Source organism: uncultured Coprobacter sp. (assembly GCF_947855755.1).
GTDB lineage: Bacteria > Bacteroidota > Bacteroidia > Bacteroidales > Coprobacteraceae > Coprobacter.
In genome coordinates this window covers 1-21,573 of record NZ_CANUAR010000001.1, presented here as the reverse complement: position 1 = coordinate 21,573, position 21,573 = coordinate 1, and the positions used below count along the sequence as shown (strand labels likewise).

Genomic DNA, 21,573 nt, shown 5'->3' with positions numbered 1-21,573 from the left:
TTGAAAGCTTTTTTAAGAAATTGGAAAATGAGAAATGCTATTTTGTTGTAAAAAATACACGAAATTTCTTTTTTATTCTGAATTCATCATGATTAGTTTATACTTTTTACCTATTTTTGGCATATAGGAAAACACACACAATATGTATAATATGAGAATATACCTACTATGTATTTGTATTTGGTTGTTGGGAACTCGGCTTTTTGCAGAATCATATCCCGAATTTACAGATCGTTTTAGTGTCGGCTTGCAAGATGCGTTTGCTCAAATAAAAGGCTTGAACGGAAAATCATCTGAGCAAGAGATTGACCGGATGAAGAAAAATTTTCACAGAAGTTTAATGAAAGAATATCCGGTGGGATATGATTGGTGGTTGCAGGATGGAGAAAAAATAGATTGGTTTGACGGTGATATGGCTTCACAAGTGAAGTTACGGTTACTGAAATTAGGAATTTCTTATCCGATAAAAGATAATTTCTCTTCTTTGTCGAAGGCTATATCCCTCTATGTCGATGCCTGTGTGGAACGGAGGGAAAAGAGGCTGCAGGTATTCTTGAAAAATAAGCCGGAAATTGTCTTTACTAAATTTCATATACTTCGCCCATCTTATTTTGCCTATACAGAGGGACTTTCGGATGCTAGAGCTGAAAAATGTTTTATTCCGGACAGCGAATTGTCTTTATTGCGCATGAAAGGAATTTGGGGAGAACAAGAACTTTTGGGAAAAGCTCCTGAAGGAGTTTTTCGTGATCCGGAAGTTCATTTTGATGGGAAACATATTTTATATTCATTAAAAAAGTCTTCTAAAAAAGATGATTTTCATTTGTATGAAATGAATCTTGATACTCGGGAAATTAAGCAAGTAACGTCCGGAATAGGATTTGCTGATATTGAAGGCATATATCTCCCTGATGATAATATTTTATTTAATTCGACTCGTTGTGGAACTTCTGTCGATTGTTGGTTTACAGAAGTGAGCAATCTTTTTATTTGTGACCGGGACGGAAAATATATGCGTCAGATAGGATTCGATCAGGTTCATACCTTACATCCGGTTCTTTTAGAAGACGGTAGGGTGGTATATACCCGTTGGGATTATAATGATCGAGGACAGATTTTTCCGCAACCGTTGTTTCAGATGAATACCGATGGTACGGGACAGGCTGAATATTATGGTGGAAACAGTTGGTTCCCGACTACCATAACACAGCCTTGTGCTATACCGGGAAGCCGCAAGGTGATGGCTGTGCTTATGGGACATCACAATCCTCAGCACGGGAAACTTGCTATTATCGATCCTGAAGCCGGACGGGATGAAAATGAAGGTGTGATGTTCGTTGCTCCTGTACGAAAACCGGAAGCTGTGCGTGTGGATGGGTATGGACAAGAAGGTGAACAATTTCAGCATCCTTTTGCTTTAAATCAGACTGACTTTTTGATTTCTTATACTCCATTAGGATATCATATCGGTACTCCCATAGAATTTGCTATTTATTGGATGAATATCGATGGAGAAAGAGAACTTTTGGTAGCTGACTCTAAAATATCTTGTAATCAGCCGGTATTGGTTTCTCCTCGTAAACGTCCTTTCCAACGAGTGAATATGGTCGATTATACAAAAAACACGGGGACGTATTATTTACAGAATATCTATGAGGGACGTAGCATGAAGGGAGTAACTCCGGGTACGGTTAAGAAATTGCGGATTGTAGAACTGGAATATCGGGCGGCCGGAGTAGGCAGTGCGTATGGGCATGGAAAGGGCGGAGGAGGTCATGCCTCTTCTCCGGTGGGAGTCGGTAATGCGAGCTGGGACTTGAAAAAAGTCTTAGGGGAGGTGGATGTAGAACCTGACGGTTCGGCATTTTTTGAAGTTCCTTCTCGAAAACCTCTTTACTTCCAAGCGTTAGATGAAAACGGATATGTCGTACAAACCATGCGAAGCTGGTCAACTTTACAACCGGGTGAAATTCAAAGTTGCGTAGGATGTCACGAACATAAAAATTCTGTTCCTTCGGCACAACATCCGGTTTCGGCTGCGATGAATAAAAAAATACAAAAGATCGTGCCGATAGATAATAAAGGGATTAGAAATTTCGGATTTATTAATGAAGTTCAGCCGATTATAGATAAGCATTGTATTTCTTGTCATGACGGGGTAAAACATCCTATGAGCTTAAAAGGAGATTTGAAGGTTGTCGATAATCAAACTAAACGAATGTTTTCGGACGCTTATCTAAATCTTACGCATGCTCGTAAAACGACAGGGGATAATGATTCGTGGCAGGGGCAGACCGATCACCCTGAAGTAAATTGGATCAGTGCGCTTTCAGAGCCGTCTGTATTGCCTCCGTATTCGGCAGGATCGGCTACGAGTAATTTGATGAAACGGTTGAAGTCCGGGCATGGAAATACGCGACTTTCTCAGGATGAAATAGATGTATTCGCTTTGTGGATCGATCTTTTAGTTCCGTTTATCAGTGATTATCGACAGGCAAATAATTGGACTGAGCAGGAAAAAGATTATTATGATTATTATGATAAAAAAAGAGAGCAAGCAAAAAGTGCTGAAAGAGAAAGCATAAGAGAGTATATTCGTTCTTTAAATGAAAAAATGGTAAAATGATGAGGGTTTGGATTATAAATTTTTGCTTGTTGTTCTGGGGAATATCCGAAGTATGGGCTACACCGGGAAATATTGTTTCTCCGGATATTTTGGCTTGTTCGACAGATGGTAAAACTTTATGGGTCGGCAATAGATTTTCTTCGGAATTGTTGAAAGTCGATTCCCGTACACTTGCTATAAAAAAGAGAGTGACTCTAAACGCTCCGGTGACAGCAATAAATGTTATGTCTGACGGTTCTTTGTGGGTCTCTTCCGATGGAGTGTCCGGAAAATTATATAAGATAGATGGTAGGGATATGAAGGTGTTGGGGGTATTCGATACCGGTTATTCACCATCTTCTTTGTTGATAGATTCTTTCGGTAAAGCTATTTGGGTCACGTTACGTTATAATAATGAAATTAGGAAGTATGATCTTGATGAAGGTTCGTTCATTTGTAAGGTTGAAGTAGGACGTGAACCTGTCGGGGCAGTCTCCTTTGCCGGCGGAAATCGTATTTTAGTTGTGAATAATATGCCTGAAATGTCGGCATTGGACTTTCCGGTTGCTGCTAAAATGGATATTATCGATACAGAAAGAAACAAGGTTATTAAAAGGTTGCTTTTGCCGAACGGATCGACCGATGTAAAGTCTGTGACGACAGATGTTACAGGTGCGTATGCTTATGTAATTCACTTGTTGGCGAGGTATCAGTTGCCTACAAATCAGGTGGATAGAGGATGGATGTACACAAATGCGTTGACTGTTGTAGATTTGAAGAATGAGAAAATAGAAGCAACGGTGCTTTTAGATACTCCCCAGAAAGGGGCTGCCAATCCTTGGCAAGTAATGGTCTCTCCCGATAATAAAGAGATTTGTGTTGCTCTGTCGGGAGTACATGAGGTTTGTCGTATAGATAGAGAAAAGTTGCATGATCGTTTGGCACAGGCAAAACAGGGAGTAGCGGTAACACCATCTTATAACGGGTGGGAGAACGTGATGAATGATGCCGGAATGCTTTATGGTATTGCCCGATATCAGCCTGTCGGAGGGAAAGGGATAAGAGCCATAGCAATGAACGGAAAAACTTTATATGCTGCGGGATATTTTTCAGGAGATATTCATATTGCAAAAAGAGACGTATTTGATGTACAGCGGAAGTTGGGCAATAACATGCTTGTTTCTGCCGAAGGAAGAGGGAATATGTATTTTCATGATGCGACATTAGGTTTTCAAGGGTGGCAGAGTTGTGCGAGTTGTCATCCGAATGATGCCCGTTCAGACGGTTTGAATTGGGATTTGTTGAATGATGGTCTTGGCAATCCTAAAAATACTAAGTCGTTGTTGTTGTCACACTATACACCTCCTTGTATGGTGACCGGAATTCGTGCAAATGCCGAAATAGCGGTACGTTCCGGAATAAAGTATATCCTTTTTGCTGTTGCTCCGGCGTCGGTTGCCGATGATATGGATGCTTATCTGCGCTCTTTAAAGCCATTGCCGAGTCCCTATCTCCAAAATGGATGTCTTTCTGAAAAAGCGAGCAGAGGAAAAGAGATTTTTGATAAAGATTGTTTATCCTGTCACTCCGGACCTTATTTTACGGATGGAAAATTGTATCCTATAGATTGGGTTACCGGTACGGAAGTCGGGAAAAAGATGGATGTTCCGACGTTGATCGAAATATGGAGAACTGCCCCATATTTATATGATGGACGTTGTGCTACCATGAAAGATATGTTGAAGGTGCATGGCCCTCGTACACGCGTTTCAGAAAAAGAAATTGAAGAGTTGGAAGAATATATATTGTCTTTATAATTGCTTGTCATGAAACATTTTTATCTATTTGTTTTGTTTCTGTGTTCCTTTGGTTCATTATCTGCCGGAGAACCGTCTTTTGCATTTTGTGATTACTCGCAAGGTAAGGTATTTATTCAGGAAAACGGGAAGATTGTATGGGAGCACAGAGCTCCTGATTCGAATGATATTTGGGTGCTTCCTAATAAAAATGTTTTGTTTACGGCCGGGAAAGAAGTGCTTGAGGTCAGCCGGAAAAACGATACGGTTTTTCATTATACATCCGAAAGTAATATTTTTGCTTGTCAGCGTTTGAAAAACGGAAATACATTTATCGGAGAGTGTGATAACGGACGACTTTTAGAGGTCTCTCCCGATGGTAGTATTGTAAAGGAGGTATCGATTTTACCGTTTGGAGTAAAAACCGGAGGACATGCGTTTATGAGGAATGCCCGGTGTCTGGATAACGGGCATTATCTGGTTGCGCATTATGGCGGTAAATCGGTTGTTGAGTATGATGAAAATGGAAAAGCAGTCTGGAATATTCCTATTCCCGGAGGTGCGCATTCGGTAATACGTCTGCCGTCGGGGAATACATTGGTTGCTGTTACGGACAAAGATAATAACCCCGGTATATTCGAATATGATATGGCAGGTAATGTGGTTTGGTCATTGACGAATAAAGATTTATCGGGAGTTTTGAAATTTGCTGGAGGTATGCATTATTTGTCAGATGGACGCTTGTTTCTTTCCAACTGGGTCGGACATGTCGATTCGAAAAATCCTGTACATTTGTTGGTTATAGATAAATCTTCGAAAAAGGTCCTTTACGAAGTTTCGGACAGAGACGAAATAAAAACAATATCTTCTGTATTTGCTTTAGATGCGTTGAAAAAACATATAAAATCTTATCATTAATATTTGTTTGATTTATTAGATCTGATAAAGATATTGTAGAATTTTTGAATATGTTTTTTGTCGAGGTGATTAAAAAATAGTATAGTTCAATAAAAAACGTTTCCGGTTTAAACGGAAACGTTTTTTATTGAATACTCAAATAATTGTTTTATTTGACTGTGATTTTTTCTACTTTTTGATTATTCTCTGTTTTGATAGCTATCATATAAATTCCGGGAATAAATTCATCTATATTGATTTTTTCAGTTGATGCCGGAGCTTTTATTGTTTTCATGACAATACCTTGCAGATTTATAATCTGGATTATTTGAGCATTTTCAGTTTCGATTATTAAATTTTCTCCGTGTTTGACAGGATTGGGATAGATGGAGATCGTTTTTTCCGACTCTGAGTCGATTCCGGTTATTATTGTCTGTTCTTTTACTTCTGCCGTAAATGTTTGGGTCGCGAAAGTTCCGTTATTAAAAACATAGACATTCACATAGCTTGATCCGACTCCTATACCTGTTAAATCGAAAGAAATAACTTGTTCGTCTTTGTCGATATTTACATTGGAGATTCTCACATTAGGGTCTGTTGCCATATTTGTATATACCATATAACTGAAATCCGCTTGTTCTGCTTCTCCGTCGAAGTCATAATTTACTTTTACAGAAATAGTTTCACCCTTTTTGAATGTTTGTCTTGGAATCTCGGCAATGTTTACTACAGGATCTTTAGGTTCGATAGTAACGGAAAAATCTTGAGTGATAGTATGCCCGTTATTTATAAGTGTAACGGTAACGGTAGATTCTCCGGCAGTAACTCCTGCAATATTAAAGGAATAAGTTTCATTGCTTATACTTTCATTTGAAATAGTGATAAAATCATTATTAGCAATAGCCTTGATACTGAAATCAGATCCTTGTTCTTCTCCTCCTAAACTGAAGAATGCGTTTATGGTAGTAGGTTCATTCCCGATTTTTATTATTGTATTTTCGATCGGGTCGATGACAGGCTCTACTGGAGCAGGCGTATTGTCTTGCAATGCAGAGATTGCAAAAACAAATAATCTTGAAGCGTAAGAATCTCCGGGTTTCGAACCTCCGGATTCATTTGTAAATGATATAGATTTGATTTTCTTTTTGTAATTCTTGACGTCTAATTTACATTCATATAAAGAAAAACTGCGGGCATCGATGACATCTTTGTTTCTTTCAATAAGATAAAGTCCGTTCAGAGCTGTGGAAGCATCAGGTTCTCCCGATTGGAACCAATCTTTTATACTGATTGATGAATAAGTCTCTGTCGTATTGTCTTCGAATGTGATCTTTCCTGTTCCGCTACTACCAGCACCGAAATCGGATATTCCGTTCGTTGAGGTTGCGAGTATCATTAAAGATTTGGTACTTACGGGAGTGGTGAATCTAATTTCTACTAAACCTTGATTGGTGTAACAGTCAGAGAAGAAAGCATTATTGCTTTCATAAGAAGCCAATTGGTATTTTACGCCGCTGTTGATACTTGTTATGATTCCATTTGCAGGAAGTGCTCCTGTTCCGTTATTGACATTGCTTCCGAAGAAAACTTTGCCATCGTTATCCAATCCGGCATCTGTTGTTCCGGAAGCCGGAACATCCTCTGCAATAACATCTTTATTGAATCCGGTTAAAGTGACCGGAATGTAAGCCGGTTCTTCTTCAGCTGCGGTAATTGAGACAGAGAAGGTCGATTCTTTACTAAATTCTCCATTTGTCAATTTAATAGTAATATTTGCTGATCCTTCGGAAACTCCATTTACATTGAAATTGACCTGAGAATCTGTGTTGGAAATTTCTGTAATAGATGCTGCGGCATTGTCCGATGTAATGTCGAATTTAAAATTCTCTTCTTTGGATGCATTTCCTAAACTGTATATAGCGGATAACGTCAAAGACTTTCCTATTTCTACGGTTTGATTGTCTAAGGTTTGCAGTTCTAAAGTGTTGACAGGAGTCTGATCGACTAATGCAGAAACGGCGAATACGTATAGTCTGGATGCACCGCTTGATCCGGGTTTTGATCCTCCGGATTCATTTAAGAAAGAGATCGATTTTATTTCTTTTCCGATGTTTTCTTCAGAAATAGTTAATTTATTTTCGTATAATCCGAAATTTCTTTCATCGATGGCATCGTTTTTTCTTTCAATAAGATAAAGACCTTTTACCGCTACATTGTTCTTGGGATCGAACCAATCGTTTACCGTAAAGTAGTTATAAGACTGACTTGTTCCGTCAGAGAAATGAATTTCTCCGCTACCGAAATCCGATGGTCCGTTGGCAGAAGTTGCCAATATCATTAATTCTTTCGTTTTTATTGGCTCTGCAAACTGAATATTCGTTAATCCGTCAGCTTTGTAACAATCGGAGAAGAATGCGTTATTTTCATTATATGGAGCTAATTGGTAAGAGGCCTTGCTGGTTTCTCCTATAATGATTCCGTTTGCAGGAAGAGCTCCGGCGCTGTTCACATCTGTGGTGTAAAATACTTTACCATCGTTATCCATTCCGTCATTCGTAAATGAAGATGTCGGCATATTTTCTGCAATAATATCTTTAGTATAACCGACTAATTTTACTGGGACGTATTTTGTTGTAACTTGTACATTCTCGAATATGGATACGCTGAAAGAAATTTCTTTAAAAAATTTTCCGTTTGTTAAAGTAACGGTGATATTGGCAGATCCTTTGTTGATGCCATTTATAGAGAAATTTATTTTGTCTTCTGTGTTGGATATGTCGGAAATTGTTGCAGAGGCATTGTCTGAAGTAATGTCGATTTTAAAATTATCATCCTTTTCAGCTCCTCCAAGACTGTATGTAGTTGATATTGCCACTGTTTTCCCGACTTCGACATTTTGATTTTCTATAGTTTGAATCTCGAGAGTATTTTGTTCTGGCGTTTCTCCTCCGACAATTGCCGATACCGCGAATGGAATCAGGTATCCTTCATTTCCTGTTCCCTTGATAGTTATCGAGTTTACTATTTTGGCGGGGTCACTGGTTATCGAAACTTCTGAAAGCCTGAAATTAGCTCCGTCGATATCGTCATCGTATGCACCACTGTCAAAACCGCCTTCTCTCCAAGTACGAAAAATGCGTCCTAATCCAGTAATAGCGCCTTCGTTACCGTTCCAGTCATCTATGGATAGTTCTGTAGCAATATCATTAGAACCGTCATCATAGTTGAGTGTAACTTGGAATAGAGATTTTCCGTTAGTACTGGTTGCTAAAAGCATCAGTTTATTAGCTTTTATCGGGTTACCGAAAGTCAAAGTTTTTTCTTCCTTGTTTTTCACAACGATTCGAGTTGCGTTGTTCCCTGTATATGGAGCTAATTGATAAGTGACATTTCCTGATTTTACGATACCATCGGAAGGAAGACCTCCTGAACTTTGTAAATCTGCACTGTAATATACCCAAGAAACATCATCCATACGTTCAGAAGAATGGGTTTGTGCAGGTTTTGCTTCTGCGATGAAATCTTTATCGAATCCGCTCGAAATTGTGAGAGGAATGACCTCTTCTGTGGTTTTGGTATTCGGATTTGTTGGAAAGGATAGGGAATGTTCTCCTGATATAGCTTTGACGAAGAAAGCTCCCGTTAAAAATACTCCTGCAAATAGCAGAGATCTGTGTGGTAAATTTTTTACTTTCATAACAGATATTATTTTAAGGTTGAAAATAGTTTGATAAACTATATATAAAACAAGAAGAGCATAAAAAACACTTATTTAAAAAATGAATAAAAATAAAAGGCACTGAAATTTTTCAATGCCTTTTATTGAACCTTGTAAAACTTGAATTATTTTACGATGATCTTCATGGTCTTTGTATAATCTTTTCCGGAAACCATTAATAAATATGTGCCTGCTGTCAGATTGTCTGTCTGAATAATCGTTACAGGAGCGTTTATATTTTGGTTAGAAATCGTTACTCCTTGTAATGTCATCAGACGTATTGTTTCTGCATCGGTAGTTTCTACGGTCAGACTATTTCCTTTTCGTACAGGATTCGGATAAATTTTGATTTCGGAATTGTCTGTGGTAGATTTTTCTATTCCTACGACCCAGCTGACTTCTTCTGCTGTTGCCGCCAAAATATATCCCCATTCGTCATTTTGGTAACCTTGCAGTTCGACGGATGCAATTTCCTTTTCTGGATTTGTATTTATCGATATTTCAGCTAAACAACATTCTGAATCGAATAAAACTTCACTATTCCAATTGTAGCCTTTTATCCCTTTTATTGCAATCGGGTTGGCTGTTACTTGTTGGTCTGATTCATTTAGGTTATTGAAACCTCTCATCCAGAAAAAGCTTCCGTTATTGTGATCTGCCGTAGTTCCGTCGGTATATCTTGCTCGTGCATAGGCAAGTTTAGTAGTCGAATAAGGGGAATCTCCTGGTCCGGCAGTTACCAGAATATGTATTTTTTTTGCTTTTACTCCTTTGTTCAGGGTAAGAACAGCATTTTCTTTTCCTATACTTTTAACCGCATTAGCCCCGTTATATGGTGCTAACTGGTAGCGCACCCCCGATTGGCTGGTTATTTTTCCGCTTTCAGGTAATCCGTATTCCGGCAATACGTTCCGGCTGACCCATACAAAAGACGGAAGTTTATTTGTTTGAGTGCTCATAGCGACTGAAGAGGATTGTATCGGAGTGCTTTCAGCAATGATGTCTATATTATACCCGCTTAGTTCTAAAGGCATATATTTATCTGCAACTTCTTTCCCGAAGATGCGCACTTCGCATACGGCATATCCCATTAATTCATCGGTAGCAGGGAGAACTAATTTTACGAAACGCATGTTTTGTCTGCTTATTTCGTATGTATTTGTCCCTACATTACAAGATTTTGAGATAAATTCACGATATTCTTTCGTTTCGTCATCGGCAGCATAAAATTTCAAATTTTTAGGAACTGCAGTTACTCCGGAAATATTTTTCAGTACGATTTCGACTTTATTGATTCCGTAAATAGCCCCTAAATCAAACTCTAATTCGGTATCTACCTCATCGTAAGATGTCATCGCGAATGTTTCATCGTTTTCGTCGGTCAGATATTCTATATGTTTTTTAATGGAAGGATATTGAGTCATGCCTTCGTCTTCATCATAACCTGTACCGGCTTTTAGGATCGTAGCTATTTTCCCGGCAGCTCGATTAATATTTTCCAGATCGGTGACACTCACATTGAATATCGTAGATCGGGTATATTCTCCTTTCCTGAAATGTACGGCGACCTTTGCAACTCCTTGTTCCGTACCGGTTTTCATTTTATAGCTTACAGTTTTGGCTTGCAAATCGATTTTACCTATTTCTGTAGTCAGTAAATTTTCATTGAATGATTCGACTGTAAAAGCATAATCGTCATCAGCTTCGCCACCCCAGTCAAATGTAAGTTTATTTTCTTGTTCTGCAGAAAGGCCCATGACAAGATCTTCTTGTTGCTGAATAGAATGTTCTCCTAATTCAGTCCCGTATATTTCAAATTCCCATACTCGTATTGTAAAAGGAGATTTGTCGTATATGTTGAGTTTTACATAGCGGCCTTCCGTAGGAGCAATGTAATCGTCTTTAATTTTTACACTTCCCTGTTCGTTTTTTTCAATAACAGGTTTCCAATCTTGTGCATCTTTGCTGATATATATTTCGTAATTATTGAAATTATCTCCCGATTCTGCGACCTGACAATCCATTATACGGGTTCTGTATATGTTATAGATCTGTTCAAGGTCTATAATAACTGTATATTCCCTATTACCGGATGCACACCATTTCTCGTGCATGGTTACATCATCGGAAGAATATTTACCGTCTAACAGATATTCCGGAGCTTCATTGTCTCCCTCGTTCCATTTACTGCAAGAGTATATGCTTTTATCAACACTTACCAGTTCTAATGATTTATCGTTATTTACTTCTATCATGTTAGATTGCGAATAGGTCACACTGGCAACTTCGTTTGCCACGGTAACGGAGATGTCATACAAACCTTCTTGTGAGAAGCTGAAAACGGCTTTTGAAGTACCTTGTCCGCTTACCAAGGTCGCATTTTGCGGTATTGCCCAAGTATATGAAGTCGGAGAATTATCGGCTTCTGCCGTAATTGTAACATTAGTCCCTGTTTTTACTAAGGTTTGAGAAGCATAGCATTTGACTGTAATTTGTTCACGAGAAGGATACTTTACTTCTAAAACAGAGGGAATACCTTCTTTATAATCGTTAGAAACTGTAACTACTTCTATCTTTACAGATGTTTCGTTTGTGGATGTACGTTTAAACTCAGGAATGTAAAAACCTCCGTTGCGGGTTTGACCGATCAATTTCCTTTCGTTTCCTTGAGTCATGTATATGTTGTAATGATGTACGTCGGTAGATTCTTGTACATCCCATGTAATTCTTAAATCGCCTCCTTCTGTTGTTAATTTACTTTCTGTTTTTAAGTTAGTTACCGGTAGTGCAGAGGGTGTATATGATTTGTTGAATATGCCTAATTGTCCTAAAGATGCTGTATAAGAAGAGGTTGCTGAGGTCGATTTGAAATTTAATGCGATGACGCATACCGTTTTTCCCGAAATAGAGGAAAGATCGGCTTCACCTATTGTCCATCCGTTTTCTGTTTTTACTGTATTCAGTTTGAAAGTTTCTAAATCGGAGGTGTTGTTAGAAGTACCTAACTTAACTTCAATCGAGCCCGGTACTGATGTTTTGTAAACTAATTGTACTTTGTCACCGGATTTAATAATCATGTTAGTTTTGAACATCCGTATTAGGTTATCTCTGTTTGCAGTCAAAGAACCTTCGACACTGATAGAAGTTCCGTTGTTATAAGCATCATCCCAATTGTAATCGAAAGATAAGTTACACCCTGCTTCGGTCCACCAGCGCCATGTCGGTAAAATGTCTTGCATACCTCTATGATACCAATCTTGTGTATTTCGTTTTTCTCCATTGACAAAACGATGCTTTCCTAATCCTGCACTGAATGAGGTAATGAAAGGTGTACTTTGAATGACAGATCTTTCGGACATAGCTGTGGACATAGCGCAAACTTGTGCACTCCAACCATCGGTAGATGAAGGATTTGCATTCTGTACCCAATAAGTAGATTCGGCTTTGAAAGAGCTTTTCATTGCAGAGTAAGCCGTTTCACCGGATGCTGAAGGTTTGCCGATAAGATTTCCTACGAATTTTTTCCAAGTCGTTTCTTCTGGCTTAAAAATAAAAACAGAAGCATTGTGTTTGTCCTTCGAAAATATTTTACTGAATTCGTCGCTCGCTATGTCTTGTTGACATCCCATATAATTTCTTTGTACGAAGTCTTCTTCGTCCCAGCCGAATCCTAACCATCTTTGAAGATTTTCGTTAATATGTTTCGAACTTGCGTATTCTTGCATATAGTAAATGCCGTTTTGTAGAAGTCCTTGACGAGAGCTTACATTCATAGAATTGTCGTACCAACCGATAATCATGTGGTCATTGCCGTCGGCTTTTTTACAGTCTTCAAATTCTTTGATAAAACCAGACCATCCCGGATTTCCTCCATGATAAGTTTCTTCATTGATCATCCAGCCGTCAAAACCGTATGCAACTGCGATTTCGTATAGTTTTTTAGCGTAGATATATTCTCCGTTTTCCATTGTCAGCATTTGATCGATCCATTCTCCTGTACCGCCAAAAGCTGATGGTGGGAAAAATATAGTTCCTAATATTTTTACTCCATTCATGTGTGCGACATCGATTGCCGGGGCTGAAGGAGGAATGATAATGCCTTCGCTGGCAGAACCTCCCCACCAAACCAATATATCGATGTATTGCCAGAATGTGGGGTTGCAGCCGATGAAATTGAAAGCATCTTGAGACGGAGTTGTGCTGCATGCATCATTCATAGTTACCATAGCACATAATTGACCCTCGTAATGTTGGTAAGGATTTGCATTCAAATTTGTGTTTTGAAAACGGGGTTGCAATTTTATTGTAGCTTTGTTGAACTGAAAATCGGGATCCATTGACGGATTCCAGCCTTTTAAATTTAGAGGATGCCAACATGGTGCATAAGGTTGTTGGGACATCGCAATTTGTCCGCTCCATAAAAAGAGCAACACAAGAAAAAAAAGTTTTTTCACTTTCATTGGTTTATGATTTAAAAATTAACGTATTATTGGTTGTGCAATATTTAATAATTATAAAACGTATGGTCGTCATAAAAACACTTAGTCATAAATTTCATTTTTCGTTGGGTAATGAAAATGCCCTAATTTTTTAGAGCATTTTTTATATCTGTTTTCGATCTGAAAAATCTACATTGTCATCTGAAATTGTCAGGAGTCTGTCTGATTCCCGAATCATTATTTGTATCAGCTATGTCCCAAAATATCTTGGTATCTTGACGGTCGATGTAATTTTGGGGTATATTCTCCTGATTGCTGGTATATTCGCTGTTCGGATAACGGATGCGTTTAATGAATTTCCCGACTGGGACGTCTTCTGATATATTGCCGATATGGTTTTGCAGACGAGGATAATCTGTCCGACGAAATTCCGCCCAGCCTTCGTTTCCATTCGGGAAAACAGCTAACCATTTTTGTGTTATGATAGCTTCTAAAGCCTTTTCTTTGTTGTTAGTAAACACTCCTTCATCGAGATTGCTCATAACTCCGTTGACATAAGCTGTTGTGAGTCGAGATAAGATTCCGTAGTAGTCGCAGGATGTTTGAATTCCTTCTTTAAAGTATGTCTCTGCATCTTTTTCTGTTCCCCAATTTCTTAATGCAGCTTCTGCAAGGAGAAACTTTGTTTCGGCATAACTCAACCATACGGATTCACGGGCATATCCAAACCATCGTGAGTTGTCTAATGTCGTAGAGTTTCTTGAATAACTGCGTATTACCGAATATTTAGCTGAAGAGCGGTCTATATCGGAACTGCCGATCGCGCATCCCGTAAACTCTGATGAAGTATCTTCGGTATCTTGATCCTTTAATTGAGTTGTCGGCGTGGGACGATACCAGCATACCTGCATACGAGGATCATCTCGTGAGCTTTGTGTTTTATATGCCAGTTCCATGTCTTTAGACATAACGACATCCAAATAAATATAGCTACACATGGCATGAACATTTTCGTTGCCACCGATACCGTCTCCTCCTAAATCGGTAGGAGCGTGTTTCGGTATTGTACGCATATTATCTTCATTGTTTTGAATTAATCCTCCTTTAGCTGTTAATGCGGCAGTTCCCTCTCTACGAGCCCAATCCGGGTCATAATTAGATATCCGTAAAGCCATGCGTAGCCGCAAAGTATTTGCAAATCTGACCCATTTTGAAGCATCTCCATGATAACAATTATCATTATTCCCGGAGAATGTGAATTGACTTGCATCGTCGGGATTTATGTTTTCTACTGCTTCGGCCAAAATGCGAAAACACATGTCATATACTTCTGCACCTGTGTCGTATCTGGCTTTTTCTCGTGGATTTTGTCCTCGAACATAATCTGAGAAAGGAATATTTCCGTATGTATCTACCATTTGTACTCCCAAAAAGGCGAAATAGATGCGGGTGATATAAAATGCGTTTTTGTATTTCTCGGGATTAACATATTTGAATACACGGGTTAGTCGGGAATATTCTTTGCAACGGTCGCGATAGAAATGTTCCCAGCGTGTTGATGAATAGCGATCGGTATAACGATAGTTGGGAGACTCGTTAACGAAAGATGGGTGGTTGTTGGCAAAATATCCTGCGTATATGTCATGTGTTAAGTTTGTCGTTTTTTGATAATCGTTGTACATCCCTTCATACGAGAATGTTTTAAAATCGGACTCGACAGATGCTTCGTTTTCTTTGGCAAAAGCTAATTCGTCATCCGGGATGGTTTCAGGAAAATCTATACTGGTAGAACGTTCGTCGTCGTTTGAGTCATTCCCTGTATCTCCAGCTCCTACGTATATAGAGTTTTCAGGATCGATATTTATTTTATCGAAATCTGCACATGATGTCACAGATAGAAGTATTGCCGATATCGTAATATAATGTAATTTCATAATCTTATATTTTCAAATAAAATGATTAAAATCCGACATTAACAGAAAATCCCAATGTTCGTGTATAGGGTATGGATGTGAAATCGAATGCTTGAGAAAACATTGTTGTATCATAACCTCCTTCTGGGCTTGTTCCCGGAGTATGACTCATCAAATAACAAAGGTTACGGGCAACGAATGCGACTTTTAAGCTGTTAAAAGGAGTTTTCTTCAATAATGTTTTGGGAAATGAATAGCCGAGTGACAGCTCTTTTAGCTTGATGAATGATGCATCATATAAGAACTCTTCTGCTACATTGGCTATTCGTTTGTAGTAACTTTCTGCATCAACGGCTGTCGTGTTGGGTGTGCCGTCTTCGTTTACTCCCTTTACAGTAATTGTTCCCCGATCTTCTGTGCGTTTTGCCATACCGTAGTTTGTAGCTACCGATTCGGACATGGATACTATATCTCCACCGAATTTCATGTCGAAAAGTGCAGTCAGGTAAATACCTTTATATGTAAATGACGGAGTAACAGACATTAATAATTTAGGTTGTATATTACCGATCGCTTTACGGTCATTACCTTTGCTTTCTTCGATCAATGGGTAGCCATCGCGAACAATGATATTTCCGTTATTATCGCGTTTGTAAGATTGTATCGGGTAGATATCTCCCAATTTCCCTCCTTCACGAGCTCCGACGTCTATGATAAAGTTAGACTCTCCTTCGTTAAATATGACTTCTTTCTTTTCTGGTGTTAGTTCTACCACTTCAGAGAGGTTGTGAGCCATGTTTATTGTAAGATCAAATGAAAAATCTTTAGTTTTTACAGGAGTACCGTATAGCATGAGTTCTACCCCTTTATTGCTTACCAGTCCGGCATTGATATATTTTCCGTTGAAAGAACCGGTCATCGGGACTATTAACACTTGATTTTTTGTCCGGCTGTTATAATAGGTAAAATCTATTCCTAACCGGTTTTGCAAAAATTTTAATTCTAATCCGCCTTCATACGAAGTAGAGATTTCAGGCTTTAAGGTCGCATTAGCTCTGATTGAAGTATCGGGAGAAGTTAAATCTCCTGTATTCCCGTTTTGCTTATAATTCAGCCAGTTGCACAGTTGGTATGGATCGGTATCTTTACCTACTTGTGCCGCTGAAAGTCTTACTTTTGCGAATGTTAACCAAGCCGGAAGCGCCCAATTTTGATTACGAATAAAATCGCTTACTACAAAACTTAAATTGGCAGAAGGATAAAAGAATGACCGGTTATTTGAGGGTAATGTAGAAGACCAGTCATTTCGCGCTGTCAAGTCGAGAGTAAGATAATTGTCAAATGTAAATTGGAAAGTTCCGAAAACCGAATTGATCTGTTTTTTCATATATGAAGCGTTCGCTCCGTTTACACCTAATGCGGAATTCATTTGCCATACTAATTTTTTTCGCATGTTTACAGAGAATGCATCTAATCCTGTCCTTTGCTGGATCATGATATTACTGCCTAAAGAGTAACCTATTTGTATGCGATCTCCGATATTGTTGTTTCCTAACAACATAAATTCTGCATTTTGTTCGAAGAAACGACTTTCTGATCGGTCTAATCGGTCTTGTTTTTGTTCATCTAAAGTTGTGACATCCAGACATTTGGTAATATCCGTAGTTTTGAAGGTTGTGTTATAATAATCGAAAGCATATTTGGCTGAGCCATGTAACCAGTCGGTAAAGTTCAGTTTTGCAGTATAGTAACCGAATGCCCTCCAGCGTTCGTCATTATTGCTGTATTGATTTTCTATAAAATAGGGATTTAATACTTCTTCAAAAGGTCCTGTCCAATTGATATGAGCTTTTTCAGGAGACATATAATGATCTTTCAAATCACTTAACCGGATATTATTGGGTATGAATAATAGTTGATATACAATACCGTTTTTCCCGTAGAGGGGACGATTCTCGGTTTTAGTGCGAGATAAAGATATTTTGGAATCCATAGACAAGTATTTATTCATTTTCATCCCGGCAGTCAGATCTACATTGATTTTATTCATCTTTTCACGGGAAAATATGCCGTTGGCATTTGTACTTCCGAAAGATGCCCTGTAATTAGAATCTTCTTTTACGTTTCCGATAGCGACGTTATGAGTCTGAGCAAATCCCGTATTGAAAAAATCTTTTAGTTTATTCCCGTATTTTTGAAAAGGGATGTTTTCTCCGGTAAAAGTCGTATATTCATGTCCGTCAAGCTCTGGCCCGAAACTATAAGGCGTGTCACTGTATATACCATTTGTTCCTTGACCGTATTTATCTTGCATTTCCAATGTCGAAGCGACTTGAGTCCATGTAAAGTTGTTGTTGTATGTGACTCCGAATCCGTTAGACTTTGTCCCTTTTTTCGTAGTAATTAAGATCACTCCGTTTCCGGCTCTTGATCCGTATAACGCAGCAGCATTAGGACCTTTCAAAACGGATATTGATTCGATATCTTCCGGATTAATATCGACAGTAGTGCTTCCTCGGTCATATCCGCTGTATGCAGAAGCGGTAGAAGTACTTTCTTCTGTAAAAGGGACGCCATCCACGATCCATAACGGTTGATTGTTATCTACGAGAGAGCTATTGCCTCGTATGGTTATTTTGGTAGATCCGTTTAATCCGGTATTGGATGTAGTCATTTGCAGACCTGCAACTTTCCCTTGTAAAGCTCCTGTTATAGACGGATCTCCGGTTTGGTTGAGCTTGTCACCTTTGATTTCTTGTACCGAATATCCTAACATTTTTTTCTCTTTTTTGATTCCCAATGCCGTAACGACGACTTCGTCGAGGGTATGAGTATCCTCTTGCATTTGAATGTTGATTTTATCTCCTTTAATTGCGTGTTGTTCGGTTTTAAAGCCGACGTAAGAAAATTGAATATCTTTATATCCCTCCGGAACGATTAATGTATAATTTCCGTCCATGTCGGTCATTGTTCCGGATGTCGATCCTTTTATGGATACGCTGACTCCGATTAGAGGTTCTCCTGAGGCATCGGTTACCTGTCCTTTTATAATTTGTTTTGAGTCTTTTTCCTTCGGCGTAGATTTTATTTCTTTTTTATTGGGGTATAGATAAATGATTTGAGAATCTATTTTATAAGTGACGCCGATGGGTGGCAATACTTTGTTTAATAACTCTTTTACCGGGATATTTTTTTCGTTTATATCTCCGACCTTCAGTTTGGTTAGTTCGTCATCATAAAAAAACTTATACTCAGTTTGAGCTTTGATTGTTTGGATAATGTTCCCTAAAGTCCCGTTTTTAAGAGACAAAGTAACTTGTGAGAATGTTAAGTGTGTAGAAAGAAACAAGAACAGAATCATCGAGGCTATTTTTATATGCCTCTTTTTTGTTAAAACATTTTTCATAGGTATTTATTATTGAATCAAACACATAAAGGGATAAATTCCATTGTCTTTTTCCCCTTTGCATATAAAACAGTCGTATTTGTGAAAACACTTACTCGAAAATTTGTTTTTTATGAGAATGTTGAGATTTTCTTGATCTGCAAAATTTAAACGGCGACAGGCAAGAAAGAACCGCTTTCTTGCCTGTCGCCGTTTAAGGATAAATTGTTATTGTATGAAATGATTTACCTTTTAATCGGTTTTATGTATATTTTGCCTTCATTTTTTGTATATTCTATCGGCATGGCTAATGTCAAATTAAGTAATACGGAGTCGAGGTTTTCTTTTTGATAAATAACTCCGGAGTAAGTGCTTTTATCGATGTCTGGAGATAGAATGATCTCTGTTTTGTATAAATGTTGGAGAGTCGAAACGATTTCCGAGATTGTCGCATCTTCGAATGGAATCATTCCGTCATGCCAAACTGCATCGAGTTGCGTATTGAATGTTCTTACGTGCATTTGTTTCGTTGATTTGTTTAATTCAGCTTTTTGTCCCGACGAAAGAACAATCATTCCTTCGTCATGTTTTCCTGTGACTTTGACAGATCCGCGAATTAGAGAAACTTCTGCTAATTGTCTATTTTTATCGCAATTCATATTAAATACAGTTCCGAGTACCTGTACGTCTAAAGTTTCATTCTGTACTGAAAACGGGCGTTTGGTATCTTTTGTCACTTCAAAATAAGCCTCACCTTCTAATTCTACAACTCGTTTCTTTTCAGTAAATTTTTTAGGATATTTTAGAATAGAAGAGTGGTTTAACCACACTTTCGTACCGTCGGGTAGAATGATTTGCCGTACAGGATCGGTCTTTGAAGTAGAGACAATCTCATAATCACTCACATTAAATCCGAAGTAATTTATCGCAAAGTATGTTCCGATAAATAAAACGATGATGGCGGCTGCATATTTTATTGTAGAATATATCCACTTTGATTTGCGGATATTTTGTTTCTTTTCTTCTATATCTTTGATTCGGCTATATAACAGTTTCTCGGCATGGAGTATATGGCTCTCTTTTGCAAAACGGATTTTGTCTCCGGAATGCCAAATTCTTTCCATCTCTAATAATCGATTACGATTATCTTTAGACAAGTTCATCCACGAATTAACGATCGCTAATTCCTCTTCTGAGCAGTTGTTCTGTAAATATTTCAATAATAGTATTTCGTCTAATTCATTCATTATATAAATCTTTTATTATAAAAAACAACTGGTTGCTGTAAAACACTTACTTGTATTTCATAAAAAATACTTGTATCCATAAAATAACAGGCATCAAGTGGGATAAATTAGCACGAAGAAATTTTAATGCTTTATACATATGGGCTTCTACAGTTCGTAAAGAAATATTCAGTAATTCAGCTATTTCTTTATTTTTCATATCATTGAGATAACTCAGTTTAAAGACCTCTTTACATTTTTCAGGTAAAGACTCTATTACCGAGAAAATTTCTTTATTGATTTCGTTACTTTCCATTTTTCGGATCGTATCGTTTTCATCCGGATGAAAGTAATCTATTTTCTTTTGGTATATATCAATTAAAGATTGAGAGTAATTATTCTCTACATTTTTATGTCGAATTATGTTGATAGCCTTAAAATAAACCGAACGGTACATAAATGTGTGGATAGAATCTCCTAAGTCTATTGCATTTCGTTTTTCCCATAATTCTACAAATGCATCTTGTACTACATCTTCTGCCTCATCTTCATCCAAAAAGCGATTTGCATAAAACATCAATCCCGGATATAACCGTTTGAATAATAGATTATATTCTTGTTCTATTTTTCCTTTTTCAATCAATATATTTTTCTCTTCAAATTTCATAATTTATGATTTCCCTTTTGTTGTTAAATGATAAGGGAATTTCTACAATGTGTATAATATATTTATATACAGACTTTTAAAATAATATTTAAAATATATATTGTTGAATTTGAGAGCAATATTAATATATTTTTTTGTTTCTTTTTGTACTTGACTGCAAAAATTTACACAATAAATATATAATTATTGCTTAAAAGTTTGTATAATAGAGCTTGAAACTTATAATTCCCTTTTTTTGATGAATTCTCAATTCAAATATATTGAAAATAGATTGATATATTCCAAAAGTCGATATTATTTTATATAGAGAACCGCACTTGTTTTATCAAAGTTTTTTTTCATAGCATATAAAATTCCCTCGATTTCTTGTTATCGTTCCGATCTTTGTATATCCTAATTGTTCATAAAGGTTTGCCGCTGTATGGTTACTGATGCGGGTATCCAGTTGTAGCGATGTGTATCCATGTTCACGGCCAAATGTTTCTGCAAAATTCATTAATCGGCTTCCGATACCCTCTCTTTGTCGATAAGGATCAACACATAGTCGATGTAATACTAAGGGTGATGTTCCGGAATTTTTCCATATAATACTTTGGTAGTCGGGGTCTGGTCCGGGAATAAGAGATATGATGCCGATGACGATATGGTTGTCTTCATAAACATATAGATATTGATTATCTATATCTTCAACGAAAATTTCTTTGGTGGGATAAGTTTCGTTCCAACCAGAAGATGATTGTCCGGATATTACCGTCCTGGTAATTAATCCCATGATTTCTTCTATGTCATTTTCTTTTGCCAGACGTATAATCATCATATTCGATTGTTAATATATAAAAAAACAGTCCTTCATAAATATGAGAACTGTAAAAGTGACTCCGACAGGATTCAAACCTGTAACCTTCTGATCCGTAGTCAGATGCTCTA

Annotated in this window: 10 protein-coding genes; 3 read left to right on the top strand and 7 right to left on the bottom strand. The window is 37.7% G+C overall.

Annotation, left to right across the window (positions count from 1 at the left end):
* The first annotated feature begins 142 nt into the window (after positions 1-142).
* Genes Q0093_RS00050 through Q0093_RS00040 form a run of 3 tightly spaced genes read left to right on the top strand, consistent with a single transcriptional unit; the run spans position 143 to position 5,319 of the window.
* Positions 143-2,626 (top strand): hypothetical protein, encoded by a 2,484-nt coding sequence (locus Q0093_RS00050; protein ID WP_297927856.1) that lies wholly within the window; start codon positions 143-145, stop codon positions 2,624-2,626.
* Positions 2,623-4,422, top strand: a complete 1,800-nt coding sequence (locus tag Q0093_RS00045) for a cell surface protein (RefSeq protein ID WP_297927854.1) — start codon at positions 2,623-2,625, stop codon at positions 4,420-4,422. Before Q0093_RS00050 ends, Q0093_RS00045 begins: the two co-directional genes overlap by 4 nt.
* 9 nt (positions 4,423-4,431) lie before the next feature.
* Positions 4,432-5,319, top strand: coding sequence for a hypothetical protein (locus tag Q0093_RS00040; RefSeq protein WP_297927852.1), 888 nt, complete (start codon positions 4,432-4,434; stop codon positions 5,317-5,319).
* Positions 5,320-5,467: 148 nt separating this feature from the next.
* On the opposite strand, the gene Q0093_RS00035 is transcribed toward Q0093_RS00040, so the two are convergent.
* The 7 genes from Q0093_RS00035 to Q0093_RS00005 form a co-directional block, all read right to left on the bottom strand.
* Complete coding sequence (locus Q0093_RS00035; RefSeq protein ID WP_297927850.1) at positions 5,468-8,995, bottom strand: T9SS type A sorting domain-containing protein; 3,528 nt, start codon at positions 8,993-8,995, stop codon at positions 5,468-5,470.
* Positions 8,996-9,141: 146 nt separating this feature from the next.
* Positions 9,142-13,476 carry a discoidin domain-containing protein gene (locus tag Q0093_RS00030; protein WP_297927848.1) on the bottom strand — a complete coding sequence of 1,445 codons (4,335 nt, stop codon included), beginning with the start codon at positions 13,474-13,476 and terminating at the stop codon, positions 9,142-9,144.
* Positions 13,477-13,652: 176 nt separating this feature from the next.
* Complete coding sequence (locus Q0093_RS00025) at positions 13,653-15,389, bottom strand: SusD/RagB family nutrient-binding outer membrane lipoprotein (RefSeq protein WP_297927846.1); 1,737 nt, start codon at positions 15,387-15,389, stop codon at positions 13,653-13,655.
* A 25-nt stretch (positions 15,390-15,414) separates the two neighbouring features.
* Positions 15,415-18,774, bottom strand: coding sequence for a SusC/RagA family TonB-linked outer membrane protein (locus Q0093_RS00020; protein ID WP_297927844.1), 3,360 nt, complete (start codon positions 18,772-18,774; stop codon positions 15,415-15,417).
* Positions 18,775-18,998: 224 nt separating this feature from the next.
* Complete coding sequence (locus Q0093_RS00015; protein ID WP_297927842.1) at positions 18,999-20,000, bottom strand: FecR family protein; 1,002 nt, start codon at positions 19,998-20,000, stop codon at positions 18,999-19,001.
* Between the two features lie 46 nt (positions 20,001-20,046).
* On the bottom strand, positions 20,047-20,646 hold the full coding sequence (locus Q0093_RS00010; RefSeq protein WP_297927840.1) for an RNA polymerase sigma-70 factor: 600 nt from the start codon (positions 20,644-20,646) through the stop codon (positions 20,047-20,049).
* 325 nt (positions 20,647-20,971) lie between these two features.
* Positions 20,972-21,463, bottom strand: a complete 492-nt coding sequence (locus Q0093_RS00005) for a GNAT family N-acetyltransferase (RefSeq protein ID WP_297927838.1) — start codon at positions 21,461-21,463, stop codon at positions 20,972-20,974.
* Positions 21,464-21,573 lie beyond the last annotated feature (110 nt).

Coding starts and splice junctions, on each gene's coding strand:
- Q0093_RS00050 (WP_297927856.1), top strand. CDS start 143: ATGTATAATATGAGAATATACCTACTATGTATTTGTATTTGGTTGTTG.
- Q0093_RS00045 (WP_297927854.1), top strand. CDS start 2,623: ATGATGAGGGTTTGGATTATAAATTTTTGCTTGTTGTTCTGGGGAATA.
- Q0093_RS00040 (WP_297927852.1), top strand. CDS start 4,432: ATGAAACATTTTTATCTATTTGTTTTGTTTCTGTGTTCCTTTGGTTCA.
- Q0093_RS00035 (WP_297927850.1), bottom strand. CDS start 8,995: ATGAAAGTAAAAAATTTACCACACAGATCTCTGCTATTTGCAGGAGTA.
- Q0093_RS00030 (WP_297927848.1), bottom strand. CDS start 13,476: ATGAAAGTGAAAAAACTTTTTTTTCTTGTGTTGCTCTTTTTATGGAGC.
- Q0093_RS00025 (WP_297927846.1), bottom strand. CDS start 15,389: ATGAAATTACATTATATTACGATATCGGCAATACTTCTATCTGTGACA.
- Q0093_RS00020 (WP_297927844.1), bottom strand. CDS start 18,774: ATGAAAAATGTTTTAACAAAAAAGAGGCATATAAAAATAGCCTCGATG.
- Q0093_RS00015 (WP_297927842.1), bottom strand. CDS start 20,000: ATGAATGAATTAGACGAAATACTATTATTGAAATATTTACAGAACAAC.
- Q0093_RS00010 (WP_297927840.1), bottom strand. CDS start 20,646: ATGAAATTTGAAGAGAAAAATATATTGATTGAAAAAGGAAAAATAGAA.
- Q0093_RS00005 (WP_297927838.1), bottom strand. CDS start 21,463: ATGATGATTATACGTCTGGCAAAAGAAAATGACATAGAAGAAATCATG.